The organism is Haemophilus sp. CCUG 60358, assembly GCF_001679485.1.
In the GTDB taxonomy this organism is placed as follows: Bacteria; Pseudomonadota; Gammaproteobacteria; order Enterobacterales; family Pasteurellaceae; genus Haemophilus_D.
The window spans coordinates 1-18,633 of record NZ_LZOZ01000009.1; the positions used below are offsets into that span (position 1 = coordinate 1).

At 41.2% G+C, this 18,633-nt stretch carries 27 protein-coding genes; 2 read left to right on the forward strand and 25 right to left on the reverse strand.

Annotated features, from left to right (window positions below; genetic code table 11):
- Positions 1 to 120: 120 nt before the first annotated feature.
- From A9500_RS10685 to A9500_RS03600, 13 genes are all read right to left on the reverse strand, one after another.
- A complete protein-coding gene (locus A9500_RS10685) occupies positions 121 to 294 on the reverse strand; it encodes a hypothetical protein (protein ID WP_179854551.1) in 174 nt (57 codons plus the stop codon).
- A gap of 56 nt (positions 295 to 350) precedes the next feature.
- Positions 351 to 707 (reverse strand): hypothetical protein, encoded by a 357-nt coding sequence (locus tag A9500_RS03550; protein ID WP_065243913.1) that lies wholly within the window; start codon positions 705 to 707, stop codon positions 351 to 353.
- Entirely contained in the window at positions 688 to 840 is a 153-nt protein-coding gene (locus A9500_RS10690; protein ID WP_179854552.1) for a hypothetical protein, read from the reverse strand. Before A9500_RS10690 ends, A9500_RS03550 begins: the two co-directional genes overlap by 20 nt.
- Positions 840 to 1,181 (reverse strand): hypothetical protein, encoded by a 342-nt coding sequence (locus tag A9500_RS03555; RefSeq protein WP_065243914.1) that lies wholly within the window; start codon positions 1,179 to 1,181, stop codon positions 840 to 842. Before A9500_RS03555 ends, A9500_RS10690 begins: the two co-directional genes overlap by 1 nt.
- Complete coding sequence (locus A9500_RS03560; RefSeq protein ID WP_065243915.1) at positions 1,162 to 1,665, reverse strand: enoyl-CoA hydratase; 504 nt, start codon at positions 1,663 to 1,665, stop codon at positions 1,162 to 1,164. Before A9500_RS03560 ends, A9500_RS03555 begins: the two co-directional genes overlap by 20 nt.
- Complete coding sequence (locus A9500_RS03565; protein ID WP_373554054.1) at positions 1,658 to 2,203, reverse strand: hypothetical protein; 546 nt, start codon at positions 2,201 to 2,203, stop codon at positions 1,658 to 1,660. Before A9500_RS03565 ends, A9500_RS03560 begins: the two co-directional genes overlap by 8 nt.
- 64 nt (positions 2,204 to 2,267) lie before the next feature.
- Positions 2,268 to 3,932, reverse strand: a complete 1,665-nt coding sequence (locus tag A9500_RS10860; protein WP_257005666.1) for a tail fiber protein — start codon at positions 3,930 to 3,932, stop codon at positions 2,268 to 2,270.
- A gap of 10 nt (positions 3,933 to 3,942) precedes the next feature.
- Positions 3,943 to 4,518, reverse strand: coding sequence for a DUF2612 domain-containing protein (locus tag A9500_RS03575; RefSeq protein ID WP_065243917.1), 576 nt, complete (start codon positions 4,516 to 4,518; stop codon positions 3,943 to 3,945).
- Entirely contained in the window at positions 4,518 to 5,660 is a 1,143-nt protein-coding gene (locus A9500_RS03580) for a baseplate J/gp47 family protein (RefSeq protein WP_065243918.1), read from the reverse strand. The genes A9500_RS03575 and A9500_RS03580 overlap by 1 nt, the downstream gene beginning before the upstream one ends.
- Before the next feature lie 113 nt (positions 5,661 to 5,773).
- Positions 5,774 to 6,661 carry a phage antirepressor N-terminal domain-containing protein gene (locus A9500_RS03585; protein ID WP_065243919.1) on the reverse strand — a complete coding sequence of 296 codons (888 nt, stop codon included), beginning with the start codon at positions 6,659 to 6,661 and terminating at the stop codon, positions 5,774 to 5,776.
- Positions 6,662 to 6,968: 307 nt separating this feature from the next.
- On the reverse strand, positions 6,969 to 8,285 hold the full coding sequence (locus A9500_RS03590) for a DUF4041 domain-containing protein (RefSeq protein WP_065243920.1): 1,317 nt from the start codon (positions 8,283 to 8,285) through the stop codon (positions 6,969 to 6,971).
- Positions 8,286 to 8,414: 129 nt separating this feature from the next.
- Positions 8,415 to 8,768, reverse strand: coding sequence for a hypothetical protein (locus A9500_RS03595; RefSeq protein WP_065243921.1), 354 nt, complete (start codon positions 8,766 to 8,768; stop codon positions 8,415 to 8,417).
- Positions 8,765 to 9,409, reverse strand: coding sequence for a Gp138 family membrane-puncturing spike protein (locus A9500_RS03600; RefSeq protein WP_065243922.1), 645 nt, complete (start codon positions 9,407 to 9,409; stop codon positions 8,765 to 8,767). Before A9500_RS03600 ends, A9500_RS03595 begins: the two co-directional genes overlap by 4 nt.
- Before the next feature lie 69 nt (positions 9,410 to 9,478).
- On the opposite strand from A9500_RS03600, the gene A9500_RS03605 reads away from it, so the two are divergent.
- Entirely contained in the window at positions 9,479 to 9,799 is a 321-nt protein-coding gene (locus A9500_RS03605; protein ID WP_065243923.1) for a type II toxin-antitoxin system RelE/ParE family toxin, read from the forward strand.
- Entirely contained in the window at positions 9,789 to 10,073 is a 285-nt protein-coding gene (locus A9500_RS03610) for a helix-turn-helix domain-containing protein (RefSeq protein ID WP_065243924.1), read from the forward strand. Before A9500_RS03605 ends, A9500_RS03610 begins: the two co-directional genes overlap by 11 nt.
- 30 nt (positions 10,074 to 10,103) lie before the next feature.
- On the opposite strand, the gene A9500_RS03615 is transcribed toward A9500_RS03610, so the two are convergent.
- From A9500_RS03615 to A9500_RS03665, 12 genes are all read right to left on the reverse strand, one after another.
- A complete protein-coding gene (locus A9500_RS03615; protein WP_065243925.1) occupies positions 10,104 to 10,961 on the reverse strand; it encodes a hypothetical protein in 858 nt (285 codons plus the stop codon).
- A gap of 2 nt (positions 10,962 to 10,963) precedes the next feature.
- Positions 10,964 to 11,122, reverse strand: a complete 159-nt coding sequence (locus tag A9500_RS10695; protein WP_005654633.1) for a hypothetical protein — start codon at positions 11,120 to 11,122, stop codon at positions 10,964 to 10,966.
- A 92-nt stretch (positions 11,123 to 11,214) separates the two neighbouring features.
- Entirely contained in the window at positions 11,215 to 11,523 is a 309-nt protein-coding gene (locus A9500_RS03620) for a hypothetical protein (protein ID WP_065243926.1), read from the reverse strand.
- A gap of 11 nt (positions 11,524 to 11,534) precedes the next feature.
- Positions 11,535 to 12,308, reverse strand: coding sequence for a phage baseplate protein (locus tag A9500_RS03625; RefSeq protein ID WP_065243927.1), 774 nt, complete (start codon positions 12,306 to 12,308; stop codon positions 11,535 to 11,537).
- Positions 12,309 to 12,313: 5 nt separating this feature from the next.
- Positions 12,314 to 14,404 (reverse strand): tail length tape measure protein, encoded by a 2,091-nt coding sequence (locus tag A9500_RS03630; RefSeq protein WP_065243928.1) that lies wholly within the window; start codon positions 14,402 to 14,404, stop codon positions 12,314 to 12,316.
- A 150-nt stretch (positions 14,405 to 14,554) separates the two neighbouring features.
- Positions 14,555 to 14,965 carry a phage tail assembly chaperone gene (locus tag A9500_RS03635; protein WP_065243929.1) on the reverse strand — a complete coding sequence of 137 codons (411 nt, stop codon included), beginning with the start codon at positions 14,963 to 14,965 and terminating at the stop codon, positions 14,555 to 14,557.
- On the reverse strand, positions 14,965 to 15,396 hold the full coding sequence (locus tag A9500_RS03640) for a phage protein (protein WP_065243930.1): 432 nt from the start codon (positions 15,394 to 15,396) through the stop codon (positions 14,965 to 14,967). The genes A9500_RS03635 and A9500_RS03640 overlap by 1 nt, the downstream gene beginning before the upstream one ends.
- A gap of 50 nt (positions 15,397 to 15,446) precedes the next feature.
- Positions 15,447 to 16,955, reverse strand: coding sequence for a DUF3383 domain-containing protein (locus A9500_RS03645; RefSeq protein WP_065243931.1), 1,509 nt, complete (start codon positions 16,953 to 16,955; stop codon positions 15,447 to 15,449).
- Between the two features lie 4 nt (positions 16,956 to 16,959).
- Positions 16,960 to 17,463, reverse strand: coding sequence for a hypothetical protein (locus tag A9500_RS03650; RefSeq protein ID WP_257005667.1), 504 nt, complete (start codon positions 17,461 to 17,463; stop codon positions 16,960 to 16,962).
- Entirely contained in the window at positions 17,387 to 17,758 is a 372-nt protein-coding gene (locus A9500_RS03655) for a hypothetical protein (protein ID WP_065243933.1), read from the reverse strand. The genes A9500_RS03650 and A9500_RS03655 overlap by 77 nt, the downstream gene beginning before the upstream one ends.
- Entirely contained in the window at positions 17,755 to 18,267 is a 513-nt protein-coding gene (locus A9500_RS03660) for a hypothetical protein (RefSeq protein ID WP_065243934.1), read from the reverse strand. Before A9500_RS03660 ends, A9500_RS03655 begins: the two co-directional genes overlap by 4 nt.
- Positions 18,268 to 18,630 (reverse strand): DUF4054 domain-containing protein, encoded by a 363-nt coding sequence (locus A9500_RS03665; RefSeq protein WP_065243935.1) that lies wholly within the window; start codon positions 18,628 to 18,630, stop codon positions 18,268 to 18,270.
- Positions 18,631 to 18,633 lie beyond the last annotated feature (3 nt).

Consider the following 18,633-nt stretch of genomic DNA (forward strand, 5'->3'; position numbering starts at 1 on the left):
TTTGAAGTCAAAACGTACAAATTTAAAAACACCAATTTTTAATTAATAAAATCAGCTTATTACGTGTATGTAATATTATTTACTTCCGAAACTATATACATTTTTCCGAAACTACGAAAGTTACAAGGCTGTAATAATGCCATAAAATAAGGCATAAAGACATTCGGATACTTCAAAATGTCTATTACGCCCCTGATATGGCGGAGGTGGCGGCATTACTTGATTAGCTAATACGTTTAGCATTGATCCGCCCCCAGCGACAAAAACAAATAAAACGCCCCCATAAATCATCATTAAAGGGCGTTTAAATTTAGATATATAAAAACGGCGGTTACCCGCCGTCACTTTTATCACCCCGCCTCACTCACAAAATCCACCTGTTCAGGGTCTGCAAACGCAATGAAATACGCAGGTAAAATTTCTGGATAATTAGGTATTTCGTAAATTTCTTTGAAATAGGCTTTTTCCACGGTAGCATTGGCAAATAATACCATACCCGCTTTCCCCACTAATTCAGGATTGACTTTCACATTAATCCAAGATTCGGTTGAACCTGGTTTTAACGTCACTTTCTGTACCCATTGGTTTTTTGGGCGAGCGGTAGCGGCGGTTTGTAATGCTGCCACAGCCTCTTGTAAGTGGGCAATGTCTTTTCCAAGTTGATAGATAAAAGCTTGGTCTTGTTGGTTAATTTCTAATTTTTCCATTTTTGTAGTCCTCTTTAGCTTGGTTGTAAATTGTTAAAAGTGCTTTATCAAACAGTGCAAGGCTTGCCAGCTTTACACAAGGCTTAACCTGGATTTGCACGGTTTGTTTGGGTTTTACTTGGATAGTTTGCATCATACTCTCCGCGTAATATCGTGTTGTAACCGCACTTTGCCGTTACACCACGTTTTAATTTTGCCGTCTGGCGTGGTTTGTTGCAGGTCAAATCTTGCCTCTTTCCACGTTACATTTTCTGTTTGTTCATGGGCGATAATGAGGCTGACTTCATTTCCACTGATAAGAATGCCTTGGTTGTCCGTCGATAGATGAATCTTCTCGCTCGTACTGCCAAAAGGCACGATATCGCAATCAAACCGACTGCCTGTAAAATCTAAGGGTTCGCCGTTTTCTTCAGTAAAAACGAGGGTTTCTGCTTCGTCATCGCCACGAATCCAGTTAAAGATAATATCTTGCATGGTGTGCTCCAAATATAGCCACTAGTTGATTCGGACTAAACCGCCAGCCGTTCTCGCCCCCCTGAATCGCATTAAAACACCATTCTGAACAAAAATATTTTGAGCGTTTTTGTTTGATGCCAAGTACGATTCCTAGCGCTCCCCACCAGTCGTATTTACAACCCAAAGTGCGGTCAAAATAGGCTTTGATTTGTGCTTCGGTTATACCGTCGAGCGGAATTAAATCCCATTTTGTGCTATCGGACACATCAATCTGTTTGCAACGCACGCCACCGTCTTGTACCGATGATGAGTAGCAGTCATATACTGTCGCATGCTCATAATGATGTCCGTTGCCAAACTCAATGCACTCAATGGCAATCTCACAGTGCGAGTATTTGCCCTTTGTGAAAAATCGCGTTACTGCATCAGCTACCGCTTTTAACGGCTCTTTTAAAAAGCTGCGCTTGTGCTTATAAAAAGCGAGATAAATACGGTTAGCCATTGTTATAAGCCTCCATTAATGCATCCATTTGTTTAATAATGTCATCCTGAATGGACTGCATTTTATCTATTGTCAATCCAGGTACTTTAAGCTCATATTTGCGCATGCGCTGATTAGCCAGCTCAACTTGTAGCTTCTCAAGGCCAGCCGCTTGCACCAAAATCAAATCTGTTGCAGATTGATTGTTTAAACCTGCACGTTTGGCAAAATCTGTAATATAACGACTACAGTCACCTTGATAGTTTGCTGCCTTATAAGCTTCAGCTGCTGTTTGGCGCTCACGATATTCCGATTCAAACCGCGTCCACGTGCTGTAGATTTTTGCTGCATGGTTGTCAATTTGCTCAATTAAGCTGTTACGTTTTTCCGTTAAAAGTGCGACCTGTTTCCCTGGAGGAAGCACCCAGCCATTACCATTCCACACGTGGTCTAAGGTCGGCTGTTTTTCAACTAATAGAATTTTGTCGCCTTTTAATATTGGGGTGTACTCCTCCAAGTTTTGTTCCGGGTCGATTTCCAACTCAATGTATCGCTCCAAATCGTCCGGGGCTGGAAAAATAACGTATTCACTGATGTTCTCTTTTAAAAAATAAACTTTCACTTTATGCTCCTACAACAACTACCTTCTTAATAATAGGCTTACGGGCGTTTTCCGGCGTAAGGGTTATTGATTTACCGTTTTTGGTAATTTTTAAAGCCATCGAAAAATTATAGTCCCCCGCAGAACCACCCGCGTCCTGGTCACCAATCGACGTATTGTGGCAATTAGCAATAGGTGCAGATAACCACATATCACTAACCGTCCCCGCTCCACTTGATTTTGTTACGCAAACAAATAAGATCCCTTTTTCAAAAGGGATATTCACAGTTATGGCATTATTGCTCGACCCTTGCCATACCACTTGTTCTTTTATCTGTAGTTGTTTATAGAGTTCACTCAGGGCATATTCACTCACGACTTTATCTTTTGCTTCACCGGTCGTTGCATGAGATATTTTGTTAGATTGGATAGCATTATTAAGACTAGCACCTCTGCTAGTTTTAACATCAGCGGCTGATAAAAAATCGCCGTTATGCTCAAAGCCCCAATATTTATGAGATCCATTATCTTCAATAAGATGGATAACGCCTCGGCCAAACCCATCGCCTTCGCCTTGCTTGGTCGTGTAACCAAGTGAAAATCCAGCGCCATAACGTCCTTTTGACCGCACCAACCCTTTAACAAATGGATGATACGTATCACGATCTTGAGATCCCTCGGCATTAACTAAAAACGGTGCGCCGCTGGTATATTGATTATCATAGTTACCATACCCATAATGTTTAGATGAGATGCCGACGGAATACAAAATGCCAGTCATAGAATCACCAGCTTTATTTACCGCCCAGCTTCGATAGGCAACAACTTCACCGTCATTTCCCAGTGTTGGGAATGATAGATAGACACGATTGCCTATATTAGGGATAAACATCATATTAAAACGACGATTAGCCTCTTCGTGCGAATTTGGGTGAACCTCTAACTGCCAAAAGCCTTGTGATGTCTCAAATTGATAAGCGCTCCATCCTCCAGATGTATTTTTAGCCCTCAATGTACCGTTTATAGTTGTGTCACCTGTTTTCGGTACTCGACCCTCAGCGTTTTGGTTTGCATTATCTGCGGCAGTTTTTGCTTCCACTCCTTTGTCATAAGCCGTTTTAACCGCAGCACTGGTTGCGACGGTGTCTGCACTATTACTATTTACTGCAGAGGATTTTTTGCTGTTTGGGATAACATTGCCAAGCGCACGTGTGTTGGAGTCAATAAGCTGTTTTAGCTGATAGGCGGTTTTAGGTGTTAAGGCCAAATCCTCACTTTGGCTATCGTAGCCAGTGTAGAGTTGGGTTACCCCATATTGAGTTAATGTTGCGCGAGCAATCTCACTCAACGCAAACCCCCAGCGTACCCAATATTGGGAATTTGATTCATTCGGGCGGTTGTTTTTACTGTCTTTTAATGCACGGTAGCTTACGCCATCAAACTGGACACAAGAGCCTTTTGTATAGTCTTGTGTAGCAGACCATTCGGGCAACCCTCGCTGCATCAAATAAGTGTGTTTTTCGTCAAGTCGTTTAAACAAGAAGTTAAACCACTCCATCGGTGGAATTCCTCCTGTTTGTTCAAAGGAAATTCCCCAACCACGCAATAAGTCGGGGAAATTATCGACCTCACCCTGTTTTGCAGATGATGCAAAAATGCTTTCATCAGGCTTATTTACTAATGCCATATGTGACCTCTTATATTAAGTTGAAAAGATATTGCACACCTGCTTGGCGTGGCAGAATATCTAGGTGATTGATTGCGAATTTTTTAAAATCAGATGTGCTAGCACTTGGCACAGCGATAGAGACGGTCATATCGTAGTTATCGACAATGTGGCTGCCTTCGCCAAAAATAAATAGGCACGCCTCAATCAAGTTTGGTAGCGTGCCTATTTGGTAGTTTTTAAGAATTCTGCATTTAATCAGGAACCGATAATCATCATCAGATAATCTGACAGAATCAGACAGTGGGTCTCGTTTTCGATACCATTGCGCACCGCCTAGTCTTTTTTTGCTAAATCCCAGTGCGTGAGGCGAATTGCGGAAACCAAAAAACTTACGCAATTGATAGCCATTAATAACCCGAAACTGCCCGACGTGTTTACCGACCAAATCAAGCTGATGCCCTGTTGCTGTTTCAATGTTCAACACATCTTGCAATCGATATAAATCGATAAAGCCTTGCCCGATAATGTTTTCAAACAGCTTAATCGTTGAGACGGCCTTTGGCTTGTTTCGGTATTGCCAAATCAACAAATCAGAATAGCCCATTATTCCACCTCAATGGTTATATCCGTTGCTAAAATTCGGATTAATTCACGTGGTTGCGCGGTAATGTTTTCCGTGGTGAGAGACTGCCCTTTACGCCCGATTTTTAGTTCTTTCACCCAGAAACCGCCTACTTTATTAATTGGCGAATAAAGTCGGGAAAGCGAAAGATTTTGCCCGATGCCAAAACGTTGAATGGATAATAATCGTTTGATTTCATCCTTATCTACTTCAGTAAAATCCTCATATCGAACACAACGCATAGACACTTGCACATCAACAGGTGTTGCACGGTCGAACCGCAATGCTCTACGTTCGCCATTTACCGTTAAAGTTGTTTCTGTAGCACCTTGCAGCCCCACCCCTGCCCCTTTGTTTTCGTAAATAACGTGGGCAATTTGCTCATCTGCCCCGCCATCTACAATAATATTCAAGGAGTTAGGCTCGACCCCATATTTATCACGTTGTTTAGTGTTATTTTCTAGCACTTTAACTTGTCTAACATCAGGTAATGCGGCAATTTTGGATTGGATAGCATCGGCAGAATTTTGCGCATTTTTGGTTCGGCTGATGAAAAAGCGTTCTCGTAATTGCAAGTCGGTTTCTTCTTCCTCGCCAATTTCGGCATTTTCGAATGTGGTTGCCGAGGTTAGCCCAAGCGTAACGGTCTCAATGGTTAAATTCGTGTTTTTTATGAGGTTAAACGCACCTAATTCTTCGCCGCGGAAGTCCGCACGGGCAGAACCATTGCTATCTAGTTGTACATCTGCCGTTAATACCCACCGCACTTTATGTGGGTCAGACACTACAATCCCCGCATAAAGGTGAGTTAATGGCTCTCCTGTCAAAATCACTGAGCGCAAATAGCTATAGCTTGCCGCTCGTCTTATCAACCCTGCATAAGCAACTCGCTGGTCGAGCCAAGCACCTGTTGCAACATTAGGATCTAACTGTCGATATACGTTCTCGGCAAGCTCCTCAATATCCATCTTCATTTGAGCAAGTAAGCCGACCATTTGCCCATCTGGCGAGTTGGGCGATAGGTCGATATTCTGCCCATAGATTTGTCTAAATCCATCTTCAAATCGTGCCACGATTTCGTTTAATCGCTCAATTTGAATCCCTGTTTCAATCAGTTTTGCCATATTTTCTCCAATAAAAAACCCGATCGGAAATGATCGGGTGGTGATTTTAAGCACGCCAAAAGCCGCTTACAGTTTCCCGTAAGCGGTAAGTGCGGTCGGATTTTCCGTTGTTTTTAGAAGTCGATTTTGACAGCTTTCTGGTCAAACTGGCGCAAGTGTTCTAATGCTCGCCAATTTGTCATTGGGTCAATCTCAAACTCTTGTGTAATGCGGTTTAAGATTTTGTTTGTTGAGCGTAATACACTTAAATATTCGTAAGCCTGTCCGTAGATTTGCCCGCTCATATTTGAGCCTAACACGTTAAAAGCTCTTTCAATGTGTTGGAAAGTGCCGACACCACGTTTGAAAGCGAACCATAACCAAATAAGCTGTTGGAGTTCGTACTCGGTAAATTCAAAGGTGAATTTCTTTTCACGGCTAGGCAATTCAGCCTCAGTGATTAATTCCCCTTCTAAAATTATTTTGTGAACATACTCTACTGCTTGCGGTAATTGCTCAAGGGTTAAATCCTCTATGCTTTCCACATTAAAGCGTTGATGGACTAAATGATAAGCCTCAGAATAAATTAATCCCTTTTTGCTCACGAGCATATTCACGGCATTGCGTAATCCTGTGCGATCATCTACTGTGGTTTTACGTTCAGCTTTACCGTTAAACCAATAATCATGTAACGCTTGATAACACTCTTTTTTGTATTTGATTAATGTGTCACGGATTTCTGGTTTACAACGATTAATATCAATACCAAATAACCAACCGTTTAAATATTCGATTGGTAAGCAAATCATATTTTGGTTGCCGCCATTAGTAGGTATGATCATAACGATCATACCTTGAGAAAGAACTTCATCACGTTTGATACGTAATACTTGAGGTTCCCATGCAAGACCAATATTTTCACAAATAGGCTTCATTGCAACATAGTGATTGCCATTTTGTTCAACGGTAATTAATGACTGATTGTTGAATGAAATTGTTTGGGTTGAGATTTGATTAGCCATTTCTGACTCCTTTGTTTTATTTTACGAAGATTTGACCTAATAGGGTCGCCAAGAGGTTCGTAAACCGAAACAAAGAACGGCCGGGATTATTCCCCTTTCGGGTATTTTATTCTCCGCCCTCTCGGCATAGATAAGATGTGGTTATGCGTAATGAATGTTTAATGGCAATAAACAAACAAGGTTACTAAATTTCACGCATAAAAAAACCGCTATGCTATCGGGTGCGGACTTCCGCTTTGTTTTAAGGTTACGAGCCTTGATACACAATATAAAGTAAAAACCCCGTCTTGTAAACGGGGTTTTGAATTTATTCTTCTTCTGATAAACCTTCATCATCAGATCCAATAATATCAGTATATTTGTGCTCTTTCTCCATTGCCAAGGATTGATAATATTCCGACGCTTCGGCCAGCATTGTAAACTCAATTTTAGCATTGCGTTTTTTGACCTCGTCGGCAATTATCTCTAATGGTACCTTAAAGAACTCTTTACGTGGATTGACACGGTTTACTTGATGATCCGCAAACACCTTGTGCAATTCATTTTCTAATGCCGGCGCATCTTCACTATAGATCAATGCGTGAACATCAAAAGAGAATGGCACGCTAGCATCGCCCAATTCTCTTATACGGTCTAATGGCTCTAATCGGCGTGTCATACCAATTTTAAACACATTCTCACCAAATGAACCAATATTACTGATTACATAAACGTGACCTGATTTTGTTAGTTGAGCTTGAGAAATAGCCCTCTGGCTATTTTCCAAGGCTTCTTGATATTTCAGCTCCAACTCGGCGATTCTTGCCTGAAGCTCAGTGTTAGCCTGATCTTTCTCAAGCAGTTTCCGAGCATTTTCCAACTCTTTCTCGGCATCTCGTTGAGCTCTTTCCGCCTCAGCTTTAGCTTTCTCTAATTCTCTTTGTGCTCTAGCCTCTTCTCTCATTTCCTCTTTAATTCTGGCTTGTTCTGCCTTTTCTTCCTCTTTCTTCAAGGCATATTCATAGGTAGCCATTAATTCTTTTAGCTTAAGAGATAAATAAGCTGGATTAATAGATATTAAATTGTGTTGATTTAGCTTATTAATATGCTCATAAGAATGTTGGATTCCATTTCGTATTTTTTCAAAATTACTACTGCTAACTTTACTAATCAGCGCATCACATTCATTATTGAAAGCTCTTAAAGCTAAATCAATATTATTTTTTGTCATTTTAGCACCTTGCTTTTTAGCATCTTTACCTGTCCCAACAGTCCATGTTGTAGAGCAAGTACAAGCCAAATTACTTTTAAATAGTGCTTTTTGCTTTTCTCTTAATTCAAGAATTTTTGCTTTATATTCTTCAGAGGTATCAAAGCTAAATATAGGCTGATATAATCCAACCCTTAATAAAGCCCCTTCTGGTTCATAACTCTTAAGCTCATCCTTAATTAAAGATAACTCTTTTGACTTTTCATTAATCTCATCTTGTAGGTGTTTAATTTTTGATGATAGGTCGTTATATTCCGATTGTATCTTTTGATCCTTGCCTTTTCTTATTTTCTTTATAATCAGATAAACAAGATAAAAAGGGCTAAGTAACATTAAAATTACAATAATTGTGGCAAAAATATTGCTTGGTTCCATAGTATGCATCCTTCATTAAAAATAGGAATATCTATTCTACGAAACCAAAATTGCTTATGTAGGTTTTTAATCAGAAATTTTCTATTTTTGCGATCTCCATCACAAAACTTTACTTAATTTAACCGCACTTTAAGCGTCATAACGTGCGGTTTGTTGTTGTCCGTAAATATCTTGGTAATCAATTGATATGGTCAGCTTGCGTGTGTCTGCATCAAAATTAGCTTGGTAATCGGTAATTTTCGACACACCTTCAGTTTCCAACACATAGCGTTTTATTTTGATTTCCCAATCTGCCATATTTACCCCTCGCCCCATTTGTTCAAGCCAAGGCAAACCGTGTTCTAGGTCTAAAAACCAATCATTAGTAAATGACCAAAGGCGAGTTTGTACATTTTGAGCAATGGCATCTGATTCTGTTGCGTAGTTCGAAAAGCCTTGTCCAAATGTCCAATCGTGCTCTTTATTAAGTCGTCTTACTCTCATTCTGGCACTCCTGTTTTACCGCCACTATCGCCTGTATGTTTATGGTTTTTACCTGAAATACCGCCAGCTTTCACATCCGTATCGCTCGAGATAACGCCTGTGGAGCTATGCGAGCCTGTTTGCGAGGTATCGCCATGATGTTCGATATTTCCTTTAATCAAAATCGAGCCGTTTTTGATTCTGATGTATGTGTCGCCATCAAGGGTTTGCATAGATAGCCCTTCGGTAAAAAATCCATTGATAGCTTTCGGCACAGAGCATATGCCAGGAATAAACATCGCATCGGATAAATCATGTAGCCTAAAATCTAAAGGAGTTGATGCGCTGCCGTTTTGCCACCATCCGTCAATGCAACGCTCGGAAAATATCGCTATCCCCTCATCGCCTGCTTTAAGCGGGAATGTCACTGCAAAGCCCCCGCCTCGAGGAAAACTCACGGGCACATCAAGAAGTGGCGGTATATCTGCCCCACTCCCATCAGCTAACTGCATTTTTATTTGTATCGCAAGTGATACAGTTTGTTTTGCTGGGTCAAAACTCACAACTTTTGCAGGAAGTGCGGTATGTAAATTCAGTTGGTTTTGTTGGATTTGATGGTCAGTTGCGGTTTCTGGCGTTGCTAAGGTTTGTGCGTAGTTCATTAAATATAACCTTTGATTTATATTTTAAATATGTTATGATTTGCATAACTTAAAAGTTATGAGAGTTTTATGTTCGAGTTATTATTTCACCCTGAAGCATTCGCAGAAATTGAAGCCTTATCTCCAATAATGCGAGCTAAAGCGTTAAATGCTCTGGATAAGTTAGAAACATTAGGCAGTGAGCTTCGTTTCCCGCATACGCGCGCAATGGGTAATGGTTTATTTGAACTGCGCGCCGGCAATAAAGATATTTCGCGCACCTTTTTTGCTTTTGCCATGGGGAAGAAAATTTACATCCTGCGCACTTTTGTTAAGAAAACACAGAAAACCCCACCGTCAGAAATTGAATTAGCTTTAAAACGTTTAGGAGAAATGACCGATGAAAGTTAAATCGATAAGTTACAAACAAGTAAAAGAGACCTTACTTCAAGACGAAGAAACTAAAGCACTTTATTTGCAAGAAAAACGTATTGAGGAACTGCAATCACTACTCCAAGAAATGCGTATTCGTGCAGGTCTCACTATTTCTCAAGTTGCCGAAAAAATGGGTGTAACTCAACCGGCAATCAGCAAATTAGAAAAGAATGCCAGCCGGGCTTCATTTCTAACACTACAACGCTATGCGCATGCTTGCGGTGCCGAATTGCGTGTAGGTGTCATTTAATATAAATGACTGCACTTAACAAAAGTGCGGTCATTTTTCCCTGTCTTTTTTGTCCGATTTTTTAGGCTTTTCTACCTTTTGGAACTTGCCGCCGACAACTGTTAGTTTGCTGTGCCAATCCCCACCGATACCATCGCCAGAATGCGCAAGTTTTACAATCTTGTACTCCCCATTGAAGTACTCAATGATAGATTCAACTTTCACAAGTCCGCCAATTTGTAATGCAGGGTTGAGTAAACAAGTCAGCTCTAATCCCTCATCAGTTTGCTCTGGTGCATTAATCATTCCTGTATCTTGAGAAATCAGTACGGCATCATCACTTAGCACTTTATCTTTCGGCAGGAAAATAAGCGAGCCATCTTGGATAGACCAATCAGCCTTATTATTGCGTGCAATTTTGGTGAGAATATCTCGACTATTGCCGTTTAATACTCTGCCACGAGGGAGTTTGCGCTGATTAGGAATGTCAATGGCACCAGTCTGCACTTTAGGCATCGTCTTTTGCAATTCCTCAACAATCTGTTTGTCTGTTGCCCCTGCTTTTAATGTTGTTTTAGCTCTCGACTGAGTATAAGCTTGATGCCCATCTGAACACTCAAGCGTAAGAACAAAATCCAATCCCTCTCGTTGGATTCTTGTCTTGGTAATATCTCCCCCATAGATTTGGCGTAACTCGCCATAACCAACCGATAAGGCGACTTTCTTATAATCTTGGCTTAATAATTGGTTGATATGGTCTCGATTTAAGTTCCACACTTGGATTTTAGCGGGATTAGGCTTTTCATTGATGGTTTTATCAATTTCAAATGCAACACGTAATTGCTCAATGCTTAACGTTTCTTGGTCGTTGCTAATGTCGAGTTTCCAAAGTCTGCCAAATTGTTTCATATTTACCACCAGCGAATTGCAGTAATTAATTCAGGCGCACGCCATACTGCAAAAGATAAAACCACTGCAATTAAAATGGCAATAAATCGCCACGCTTGTAATTTTGACGTCATTTGCAATACCCCTTTAATTAAAATCAAAATAGATGTAAAATTATCCACAGATGTATCTACTCCTTTCCTGCTTGTGGAATGGAAAAACCCCGAAGTGCTTGCAACGCTTCGGGGTTTGTTCTTAAAAGTGCGGTCGTTTTTTAAGATGATTTTTCGCCTATATACAAAAAACAGCGAGTACCCAAATCTTCCATACTCATTGGGTCTAATTCAGCACCGCTTTCATCGTCCAAATAGAAGAAGTAAGGCTGTGTAGTGCGAGCCAATAATGGCACTCCGCACGCAAGCGCATGGCCTCGGCAAATCTGCTTTTGGTTTACTGGCTCAAATACATCCATTGCCCAAAACTGCCCAATACTATTAAATCGCAAGGTTAAGCGGATTTTTATGCCGTTAAATTCAAAAGTTTGCTCCTGATAAGGATGTTGTGTTAATGGAATTTTACGCATACGTCTTACCACTATTTAAAAAGATTGAAAAGCGAGGAGGTTCTTTTAGGTGTATCGTTTTTTGGTTGAGTCGAGCCTTGCTGTGATTTTGTTGCGGATTGAGCCGCTGCTCTACCGCTTTTACTCTTGCCCGATGCAGATGATTTAGATTGAGCTGTTTTTGTCTCAACAATAAATATCTCACGAGCCGTTATCGTAAATGTTGCACTGCCATCTTGTGATTGATTGACCGCTACAGATTGGATTAGCATGTTTTTGTACAAGTTGATACCTGTCTGTATGTCAATCGTTTCCCCTGATTTCTGGCAAGCAACAAGGTCGGCATAGCATTTTTGTACTCTGCTATCCCCTGCACTGCTATCAAGCAATCCGCCTAATCCAAAGTCAGGCAAAAAAGGGGCAATGGCTCGCGCTTGATTAAGGATGCTCTTCGCTTGACTATACGCCCCTGCAACTTGGCTAATCGCTCTCCCCGCTCTTGCGATAGATTGTGATGTTTGAGTGATAACCTTAACTGGCAAAGGGAAGTCATTAAGAAAGTCTATCCCGCCACGAATATTGCCGATAAACGGAAGGTCTAAACCAAAAGTCGAATGGTCGTGATCAACCATTACACCATTAATGGTAACTTGTTTAGGCTGAATAACCGCATGGTCAGCAATGGCAGCCCCTGATTCAATCGGGTTTTCTGTAATAGATAAATCCGACTGATGGTCTTCTGTTGTGACCACATCAAAGATAATTTTGCCAATCTTGCGATTGGATACTTGAGCAAAATTTAACATAGAGGCTACCCCACAACAGGTGAAAGTTGATTATTGATCGCTCGAGCCGATTGGTCTGCCACTGCTTTTGGATTGTCCGTACCTTGGATATTTTGCGTAATGGTGATTTTGTTATTGCTGTTCTTTTGGCTATTGTCTGTCATGGCACCATTTGTTGTTGCACCTGCCGCTGCAACTTGTGGTGCAGAAGCATAAGATGGATCAAACATCATCGTGTCATAGGCTTTCGTATTTTGACTTGCCGTACCTACCTTTTCGCCACTATCACTAAACCACCCTTTTATTGTATCAACAATCGGTCCGATATATTGGTCGTAATAGCCCTTAACCCAATCAAATGCACTTTGGAATGGCTTTTTAATCCAGTCTGTAACTTGAGCAAACTTGGTCTCGATAACATCCAAATCTAACTGTTCGCCAGTAAATAAATTCCACAAACCACCAACAAGCGCGAGCCCAAGTTTAAATGGTAACTCAAGCATATCTGTGATGAGGGATAATGTTGCACCAATTGGATCGACACTAAAGTTATCAACAAAATCTTTCCACGTGGATTTTACCCATAAAAGTGCGCTCTTAAATGGCTTCCAAAATTCACCTAATGCACTTTCACCACCTTCAAGATAAGTGATAAAGTCATCAAAAAGTAAAAATATAACAGAAAATATAGCAATCCATTGAGTAAGTGGATTAGACATAAACGCTAACAATATCCGACGACTTAACCATAATAAAACCCCGCCTAGTGCGATTAATACCGTTTTCCAACCAACGGTATATTCAACAACATTATCGATGGCTGCGGCTAACTCAAACAAGAATGAAAGAATTTTGCCAAAGCCGTTGAGTGTGACCTTGATAAACTCATTATTCTCAGTGAACCATTTTGTAAATCGCTCAGCTAATCGCTGAATGGATGGCGCAACACGGAGTGATACATATTCGCCAATAGCTGTAAATGCCTGAGAAACCTGCGTCAATGCATCTTTAAAAGCGGCGGCAGTTTCTGCATTTTCAGCATTACCTACGCCAAGTGTGAGCGCACTTGCAAGGGCGATTTGTTCTTTCAGCTCATCATTACCAAGACGCAAGGTTTGAATCATCGAACCATCAATACCAAGCTTAGCAAGCATCGCAATTTGCTCTTGCTCGCCCATGGCTTTCATCTTGTCCGAGATTTCACCTAGCATTTCGCTTGAGGTTTTAACATCTCCATTCGCTTTTTTGGCGCTTAGTCCATATTGCTCAAATGATTTCGCTCCTCGCCCGATACCTGTTGCCGCCTCACCTATAACACGAGACAACCCTTCAATAGACGATTGGGCAGCCTGTGCGGATGAGCCATTGACCTCTGCAACCTTGCCTAAGTTGTAAATTTGGTCAGCTGATTCGCCCGTGACAGCTGAGAGTTGTTTAATTTCATCAAGCGCATCAAGATTAGCATCAACAAAATTCTTCACCCCGATTGTGGCAGCATAGAAAGCCGCACCAAATGCCGCAACTTTAAGTGTGGTTTTATTGATGCTAATGCCAAGCAATTCGAATTTATTCAATAATCCGACTGCGCCATATTGGGTCGCCCATAAGTCAATGATATTGTCAGATAAATTTTCTGTGCTTTTGGCGTTATCTTCTACTGCTTTTGTATCTTTTTCGGTAGCATCGGTTTTTTGCTCAATTGCAGATTTGAGTTTGCCAATAACTTTCTCAACCTGCTCCACACTTAATCCCGCTTCTTGTAACTCCTTCGAGAGCTGTTCGGTGTTTTGAAGAAAGCTCTCACCAAACTCAGATAAGAGCTTATCCCCCTCGATAAGTTTCTGCACCCACGCATCTAAGGCTTCATCTTCAGAAAGATTTTCTGTTTCGTCTTGTAGTTTCTCAAGCGATGCAAAAAACTCGCTGAACTCAGGCATGTCTTTGACTTGCTCGGTTGCTTTATTCGTAGCCTCTTCTAGCGCTTGACCAAAGGCTCCTAAACTTTCTGCTGCATCTTCAGTGCCGTCTCCAATTACATTGAGGAATTGCTCAAACTGTTGCATTGCTTGGCTATCCGCATCAATGCCGATTTTAATCAGTAGTTCATCGAGTAGCATTACGTTGCTCCATTTGATTTAATTCAACAATGACTTCATGGAAAGATAAAAGGTCGGCTAACGAATAAACCGACCTTAATTCGTATAGTGAACAAAAGTTTTTTACAATGGGCGTAAAAATAAACCAGTCAACTTTGCTGTCTGACTGGCTTATTTCTTCGCTTTTAGATTGGCTTGAATATTGCTCAGCAATCCGCCCCCACCGATAAAAAAATCAGCAAATTGATACATCAACCCTTCTTTTAATACTGGGATTAAATGCCCACGGTGTTGGTTAAAATGGCTATCAAAGCGTTCAGACAGTCGGTATAGTTTGCCATCTTGCTCACATGAGGTATGTTTAAGCACGATATCCTCAAGCTCTTTAATGCTTGGGTCGCCTAAATTCGCCAACACGGTAGTTAATACGCTTGCACCGAGCTTTTTATTGTTACCTAATGATGATAAATCGACTGATTGCAATAATTTCATTGCATTTTTGAGTGCAGCCCATGCTGTCATCGCATTAGCTGGCGTCATCGTATAAGTGACATTTTCAATATTGATTTGTTTACTTTCCATTATTGAACACCTTTTTCAAGATTCATCGTCATTTTCTCAAACACAATCGTCCAGGTTGTTGCATTGTGTCCATTTCCGCGCACGTAAGGCGCAGGCGTGGTAAAATACCCTTTGCTTGCCGTGACAACATCATCATTGATTAAGTCGCGGATAGCGAGTGTCATTGGTAAATAGGTTTTAATACTGGTTTTTTGTTGATTAAACAACTTAGATAAATAGACGTTATCCTCAGAATGCTGTTTAATTTTCAGGGTTAATTTGCCTGATTGGTCAGGGTTTGCGATAAATACGCCTGTGCCATTTGCACCAATAACCATTTGCCCTGCATCAACTTGGTTGGTCGCATTAATCACATCTGAGCCGTCTGCCCAGTCACTTATTTCTTTGCCGTCTAATAACACGACAACTTGTTTTGGATCGAAAACTGCCATTGTTTTTCCTCTAGTAGAATAAAGCCAAGAATTTCTCCTTGGCTTTTGAATTATCGGTTATAGTTAACAATCACATCGCTTGAATGGATTGCGCCGGCTAATTTCACTGCGGTTTGAATTGGTGTCGCACGGCGTTGCTCACGGTCGCTATCAGATAGCGTATCCATTGGTGCTGCCCATACATAGTAACCCTTTTCAAGATAATCACCTGTCGTCAAGTTACCAAAGCTATCGCCCGTCCATTGACCTGGTGCGAAAGCACCATTGTTTACACCCTCTAAACAAACTTTCTCCACGGCAGCAATTAATACCGCTTGGCCTTTGTCTGTTAATGGGATTTTGGTCGGTGATTTATACAATCGAGCAAATACCTCTTTTTGCACAGCATCGGTAAACCAGTCTAAGATAACGATTTCATCCGCAAATTTACCGCTCATCACTGTACCTTCAGCAATCATTGCCACATCATCAAAATAGGTGTACACATTGATGCCTAAGCGTTTAGCCTTGGAGAACTCCGTTGCCGTAATTTCATCTGCCGTAATAGTTGGTTGTTGCTTGAATTTAAGCGTTAAGGTTGAATTGTTTGCCGCAAAGTTCGTTGATAATAAACGAGCCAATGCAGAAGATGCTGGGTACATATCGTTTTTATCGAACATCGCTAATGTGTGATCTAAACCTGCATCATATAATTTCTTATAGATGTTATCAGCAGACCATTCAAGCTGTTCAACGCGAATAACATTCGCACCAAACATTTTGGTATTAGCTTGTGCGTATTTTGCAGCAGATTCCACTTCACCATCAGTAAGCTGTGCAGCAAACGTAAAGCCATACCACGCATTATTCACTTCGGCTACGTTAAATAATGCCTCTGCAACGGTTTCTTTTTTCAAAGAAATTGATGCCTTACCTACTTTTCGGCTTGCTTGGCCATCTTCTAATTTAAGCAATGAGCCAATATACTCACCGTCACCGCCACCATTAAAGGCGTAATGGATTTCGGTCGCTTTATCTTCTCCAGCGTTGTTAGAAGTGATGATAAAACGTTGTCCTACGCTATCGTAAGAGATAGATAAAGATGAAGGAAGCGCGGTCAATTTTGCTTGGATTTTGGTTGCAATCGCATTGAAATCTGATGCGTCAGCAAAAGATAGTCCATTTACTTTCTTGGTTTCAGTGCCAATAGTCAGGGTGAATCGACCATTTACAACCGTTTTAAAACGCTCTAAATCATCCGATAAGGTTGCACCGCTTAATGTGTTTTTGGTTGCATCAATGGTTGCGGGTTCTTTTTGCCAACGCGCAATAATTAATTGTTTTGCACGAGGGCTTTGAGCAAAAAATGGCTGTGCCGCTTTCGCTGTTTCTGAATTGGTGCCGAATAACTGCTCTACATCACGTTGATTTTCGACATAAACATAACGCGTAGTCGCATCAGCAAATGCTTGTCCTGCCTCTGGCGTGAACAATGCCACGATACCGAATGATTTACGCGCGGCAGATTTAGGCACAGTATTTAACTGCACATTGACAATCTGCGAGATAGATAATGCCATAAGGCTATCCTCCTATTTGTTGAATTAAATGGTTTGTGCGTTGTTCAACGTTTTCTATCGGATCTAGAGGTGTATCAACAATGTGATGATGGCTAAATACAACATCAAACTGCCCTCGTTCTTCATAATCCGCCCCGACGGTAGCCGTTAAATTGCGGACATCTGAGAAACGAATTACGCCCCAGTGATTCGATTTGAGAAAGGAAAGAAACGCTGAACTTTGGAAAATGGCTTTTAGCTTGTAACACTGCGCAAGGGAATGTCGACCGAAACAAGAGACACTCACTGTGCTTTGCATTGTCTGGGTGATACGCTCACGCTTGCCGTCAAATTCTCTCGTGGCCTGCCCGATTTCATTGCTTGTCATCAAATCCACGGTAATAAAAGCAGGTAAAGGATTTTCAGGGAGCCAGCCACCAATAACAGCGCCATTAGGTAACTGTAAAGCCAGTTGAATCCACTTTCGCAGTTTGGCTGTGTCTAACGCCGATATTGTTGTGGTATCCATATTTTCCCCAATTTGCTACGGTTTTTATTTTGTAGGTTTCCCCCTCATAAATAACCAAATCACCTATTTTTAACGGCTTAATGGTGTAGATTTTTATTGAGGGAATAAAACGCTCACCTTCTGGCAATAACAACACATCATTAGGAGAGGTTGGCATAACAATGGCAGTCACGCTTTCATCGGTATAACTCGCCCCAAACCCATCAGATGAATGCTCACCTTGCAGATGTTTTACAGTGACAATTTGGCTAAATTTACTATTTATAAAGCGAGGATATTGGTTGATTAAACTCATTTAACGATACCTTTTACAGAACCACGCAAGTGCCCATCCCATATGAGTGGGTTTTTCTTAATACTTTTGGGATCTAATGTAGCCCTAAGTTTTTTCCTACGTTTAGGGTCTTTAACATCCTTAAGTTTCCATGCTATTTTGGTTGAATCTGCATTTTCAATCCATTTACCACTTGCTATATTAAGCTTGACGTCACCTTCAGCCTTAATCGCTAACTCTTTATAAATTTGCGCAATGTCCATCCCTTCCTGAAAATACCGAACAAAAAGTGCGGTGTATTTCTTTTGGTTTTCTGAGAGCGTTTGGCGTAAAAAAGGACGCGGTTTAATATGTTCATTGCCAAGCTCCAACACGGCCGCCAAAGAGGCAAGATTAAAATTCTCAGCCCCCTCGACTGGCTTATCAAACTCAGCAGGAAATCCAACGTAAACCGCTTTGTCTTTATCAGCCCTCAATCGCTCAATCAATGCTTTTGCTTGCGCTAAATTCCCCGTAATTTGCACCGCCACTTACGCCACCATTACACCAATGCCAACCAATCTACGTAATCGCAAATACTCTTGCCCATACGCTGTTAATTGATAATCCGCATCGGTGCCTGTTAATGTTGGTACAGCATAGCTAACCGATAACTCGCCAGCACTTTCACTGGCGAGATTCCGATTTGCTCCACCGCCACCTTCAGTCGTCCAAAGCGACAAACGCAATAGATGAGCAGTCAATGCCAACACACCACGTTGGTAGAGTTTTCCCCAACGAGATTGGCTTACTTCCATTTCTGCATCCGATAAAAAAAGGTCGATTTTTGTATAATCGACCTCATTAAATTCAGGATAGCGCTCAAGGAATACATCCGTATCAAATGTTGGCATAAT

Coding starts and splice junctions, on each gene's coding strand:
- A9500_RS03550 (WP_065243913.1), bottom strand. CDS start 707: ATGGAAAAATTAGAAATTAACCAACAAGACCAAGCTTTTATCTATCAA.
- A9500_RS10860 (WP_257005666.1), bottom strand. CDS start 3,932: ATGGCATTAGTAAATAAGCCTGATGAAAGCATTTTTGCATCATCTGCA.
- A9500_RS03635 (WP_065243929.1), bottom strand. CDS start 14,965: ATGGAAAGTAAACAAATCAATATTGAAAATGTCACTTATACGATGACG.
- A9500_RS03575 (WP_065243917.1), bottom strand. CDS start 4,518: ATGGGCTATTCTGATTTGTTGATTTGGCAATACCGAAACAAGCCAAAG.
- A9500_RS03585 (WP_065243919.1), bottom strand. CDS start 6,661: ATGGCTAATCAAATCTCAACCCAAACAATTTCATTCAACAATCAGTCA.
- A9500_RS03595 (WP_065243921.1), bottom strand. CDS start 8,768: ATGAGAGTAAGACGACTTAATAAAGAGCACGATTGGACATTTGGACAA.
- A9500_RS03555 (WP_065243914.1), bottom strand. CDS start 1,181: ATGCAAGATATTATCTTTAACTGGATTCGTGGCGATGACGAAGCAGAA.
- A9500_RS03620 (WP_065243926.1), bottom strand. CDS start 11,523: ATGCGTAAAATTCCATTAACACAACATCCTTATCAGGAGCAAACTTTT.
- A9500_RS10690 (WP_179854552.1), bottom strand. CDS start 840: ATGCAAACTATCCAAGTAAAACCCAAACAAACCGTGCAAATCCAGGTT.
- A9500_RS03605 (WP_065243923.1), top strand. CDS start 9,479: ATGTTCGAGTTATTATTTCACCCTGAAGCATTCGCAGAAATTGAAGCC.
- A9500_RS03590 (WP_065243920.1), bottom strand. CDS start 8,285: ATGGAACCAAGCAATATTTTTGCCACAATTATTGTAATTTTAATGTTA.
- A9500_RS03630 (WP_065243928.1), bottom strand. CDS start 14,404: ATGCTACTCGATGAACTACTGATTAAAATCGGCATTGATGCGGATAGC.
- A9500_RS03610 (WP_065243924.1), top strand. CDS start 9,789: ATGAAAGTTAAATCGATAAGTTACAAACAAGTAAAAGAGACCTTACTT.
- A9500_RS03645 (WP_065243931.1), bottom strand. CDS start 16,955: ATGGCATTATCTATCTCGCAGATTGTCAATGTGCAGTTAAATACTGTG.
- A9500_RS03640 (WP_065243930.1), bottom strand. CDS start 15,396: ATGGCAGTTTTCGATCCAAAACAAGTTGTCGTGTTATTAGACGGCAAA.
- A9500_RS03665 (WP_065243935.1), bottom strand. CDS start 18,630: ATGCCAACATTTGATACGGATGTATTCCTTGAGCGCTATCCTGAATTT.
- A9500_RS03625 (WP_065243927.1), bottom strand. CDS start 12,308: ATGTTAAATTTTGCTCAAGTATCCAATCGCAAGATTGGCAAAATTATC.
- A9500_RS03650 (WP_257005667.1), bottom strand. CDS start 17,463: ATGGATACCACAACAATATCGGCGTTAGACACAGCCAAACTGCGAAAG.
- A9500_RS10685 (WP_179854551.1), bottom strand. CDS start 294: ATGATGATTTATGGGGGCGTTTTATTTGTTTTTGTCGCTGGGGGCGGA.
- A9500_RS03600 (WP_065243922.1), bottom strand. CDS start 9,409: ATGAACTACGCACAAACCTTAGCAACGCCAGAAACCGCAACTGACCAT.
- A9500_RS03655 (WP_065243933.1), bottom strand. CDS start 17,758: ATGAGTTTAATCAACCAATATCCTCGCTTTATAAATAGTAAATTTAGC.
- A9500_RS03580 (WP_065243918.1), bottom strand. CDS start 5,660: ATGGCAAAACTGATTGAAACAGGGATTCAAATTGAGCGATTAAACGAA.
- A9500_RS03560 (WP_065243915.1), bottom strand. CDS start 1,665: ATGGCTAACCGTATTTATCTCGCTTTTTATAAGCACAAGCGCAGCTTT.
- A9500_RS03615 (WP_065243925.1), bottom strand. CDS start 10,961: ATGAAACAATTTGGCAGACTTTGGAAACTCGACATTAGCAACGACCAA.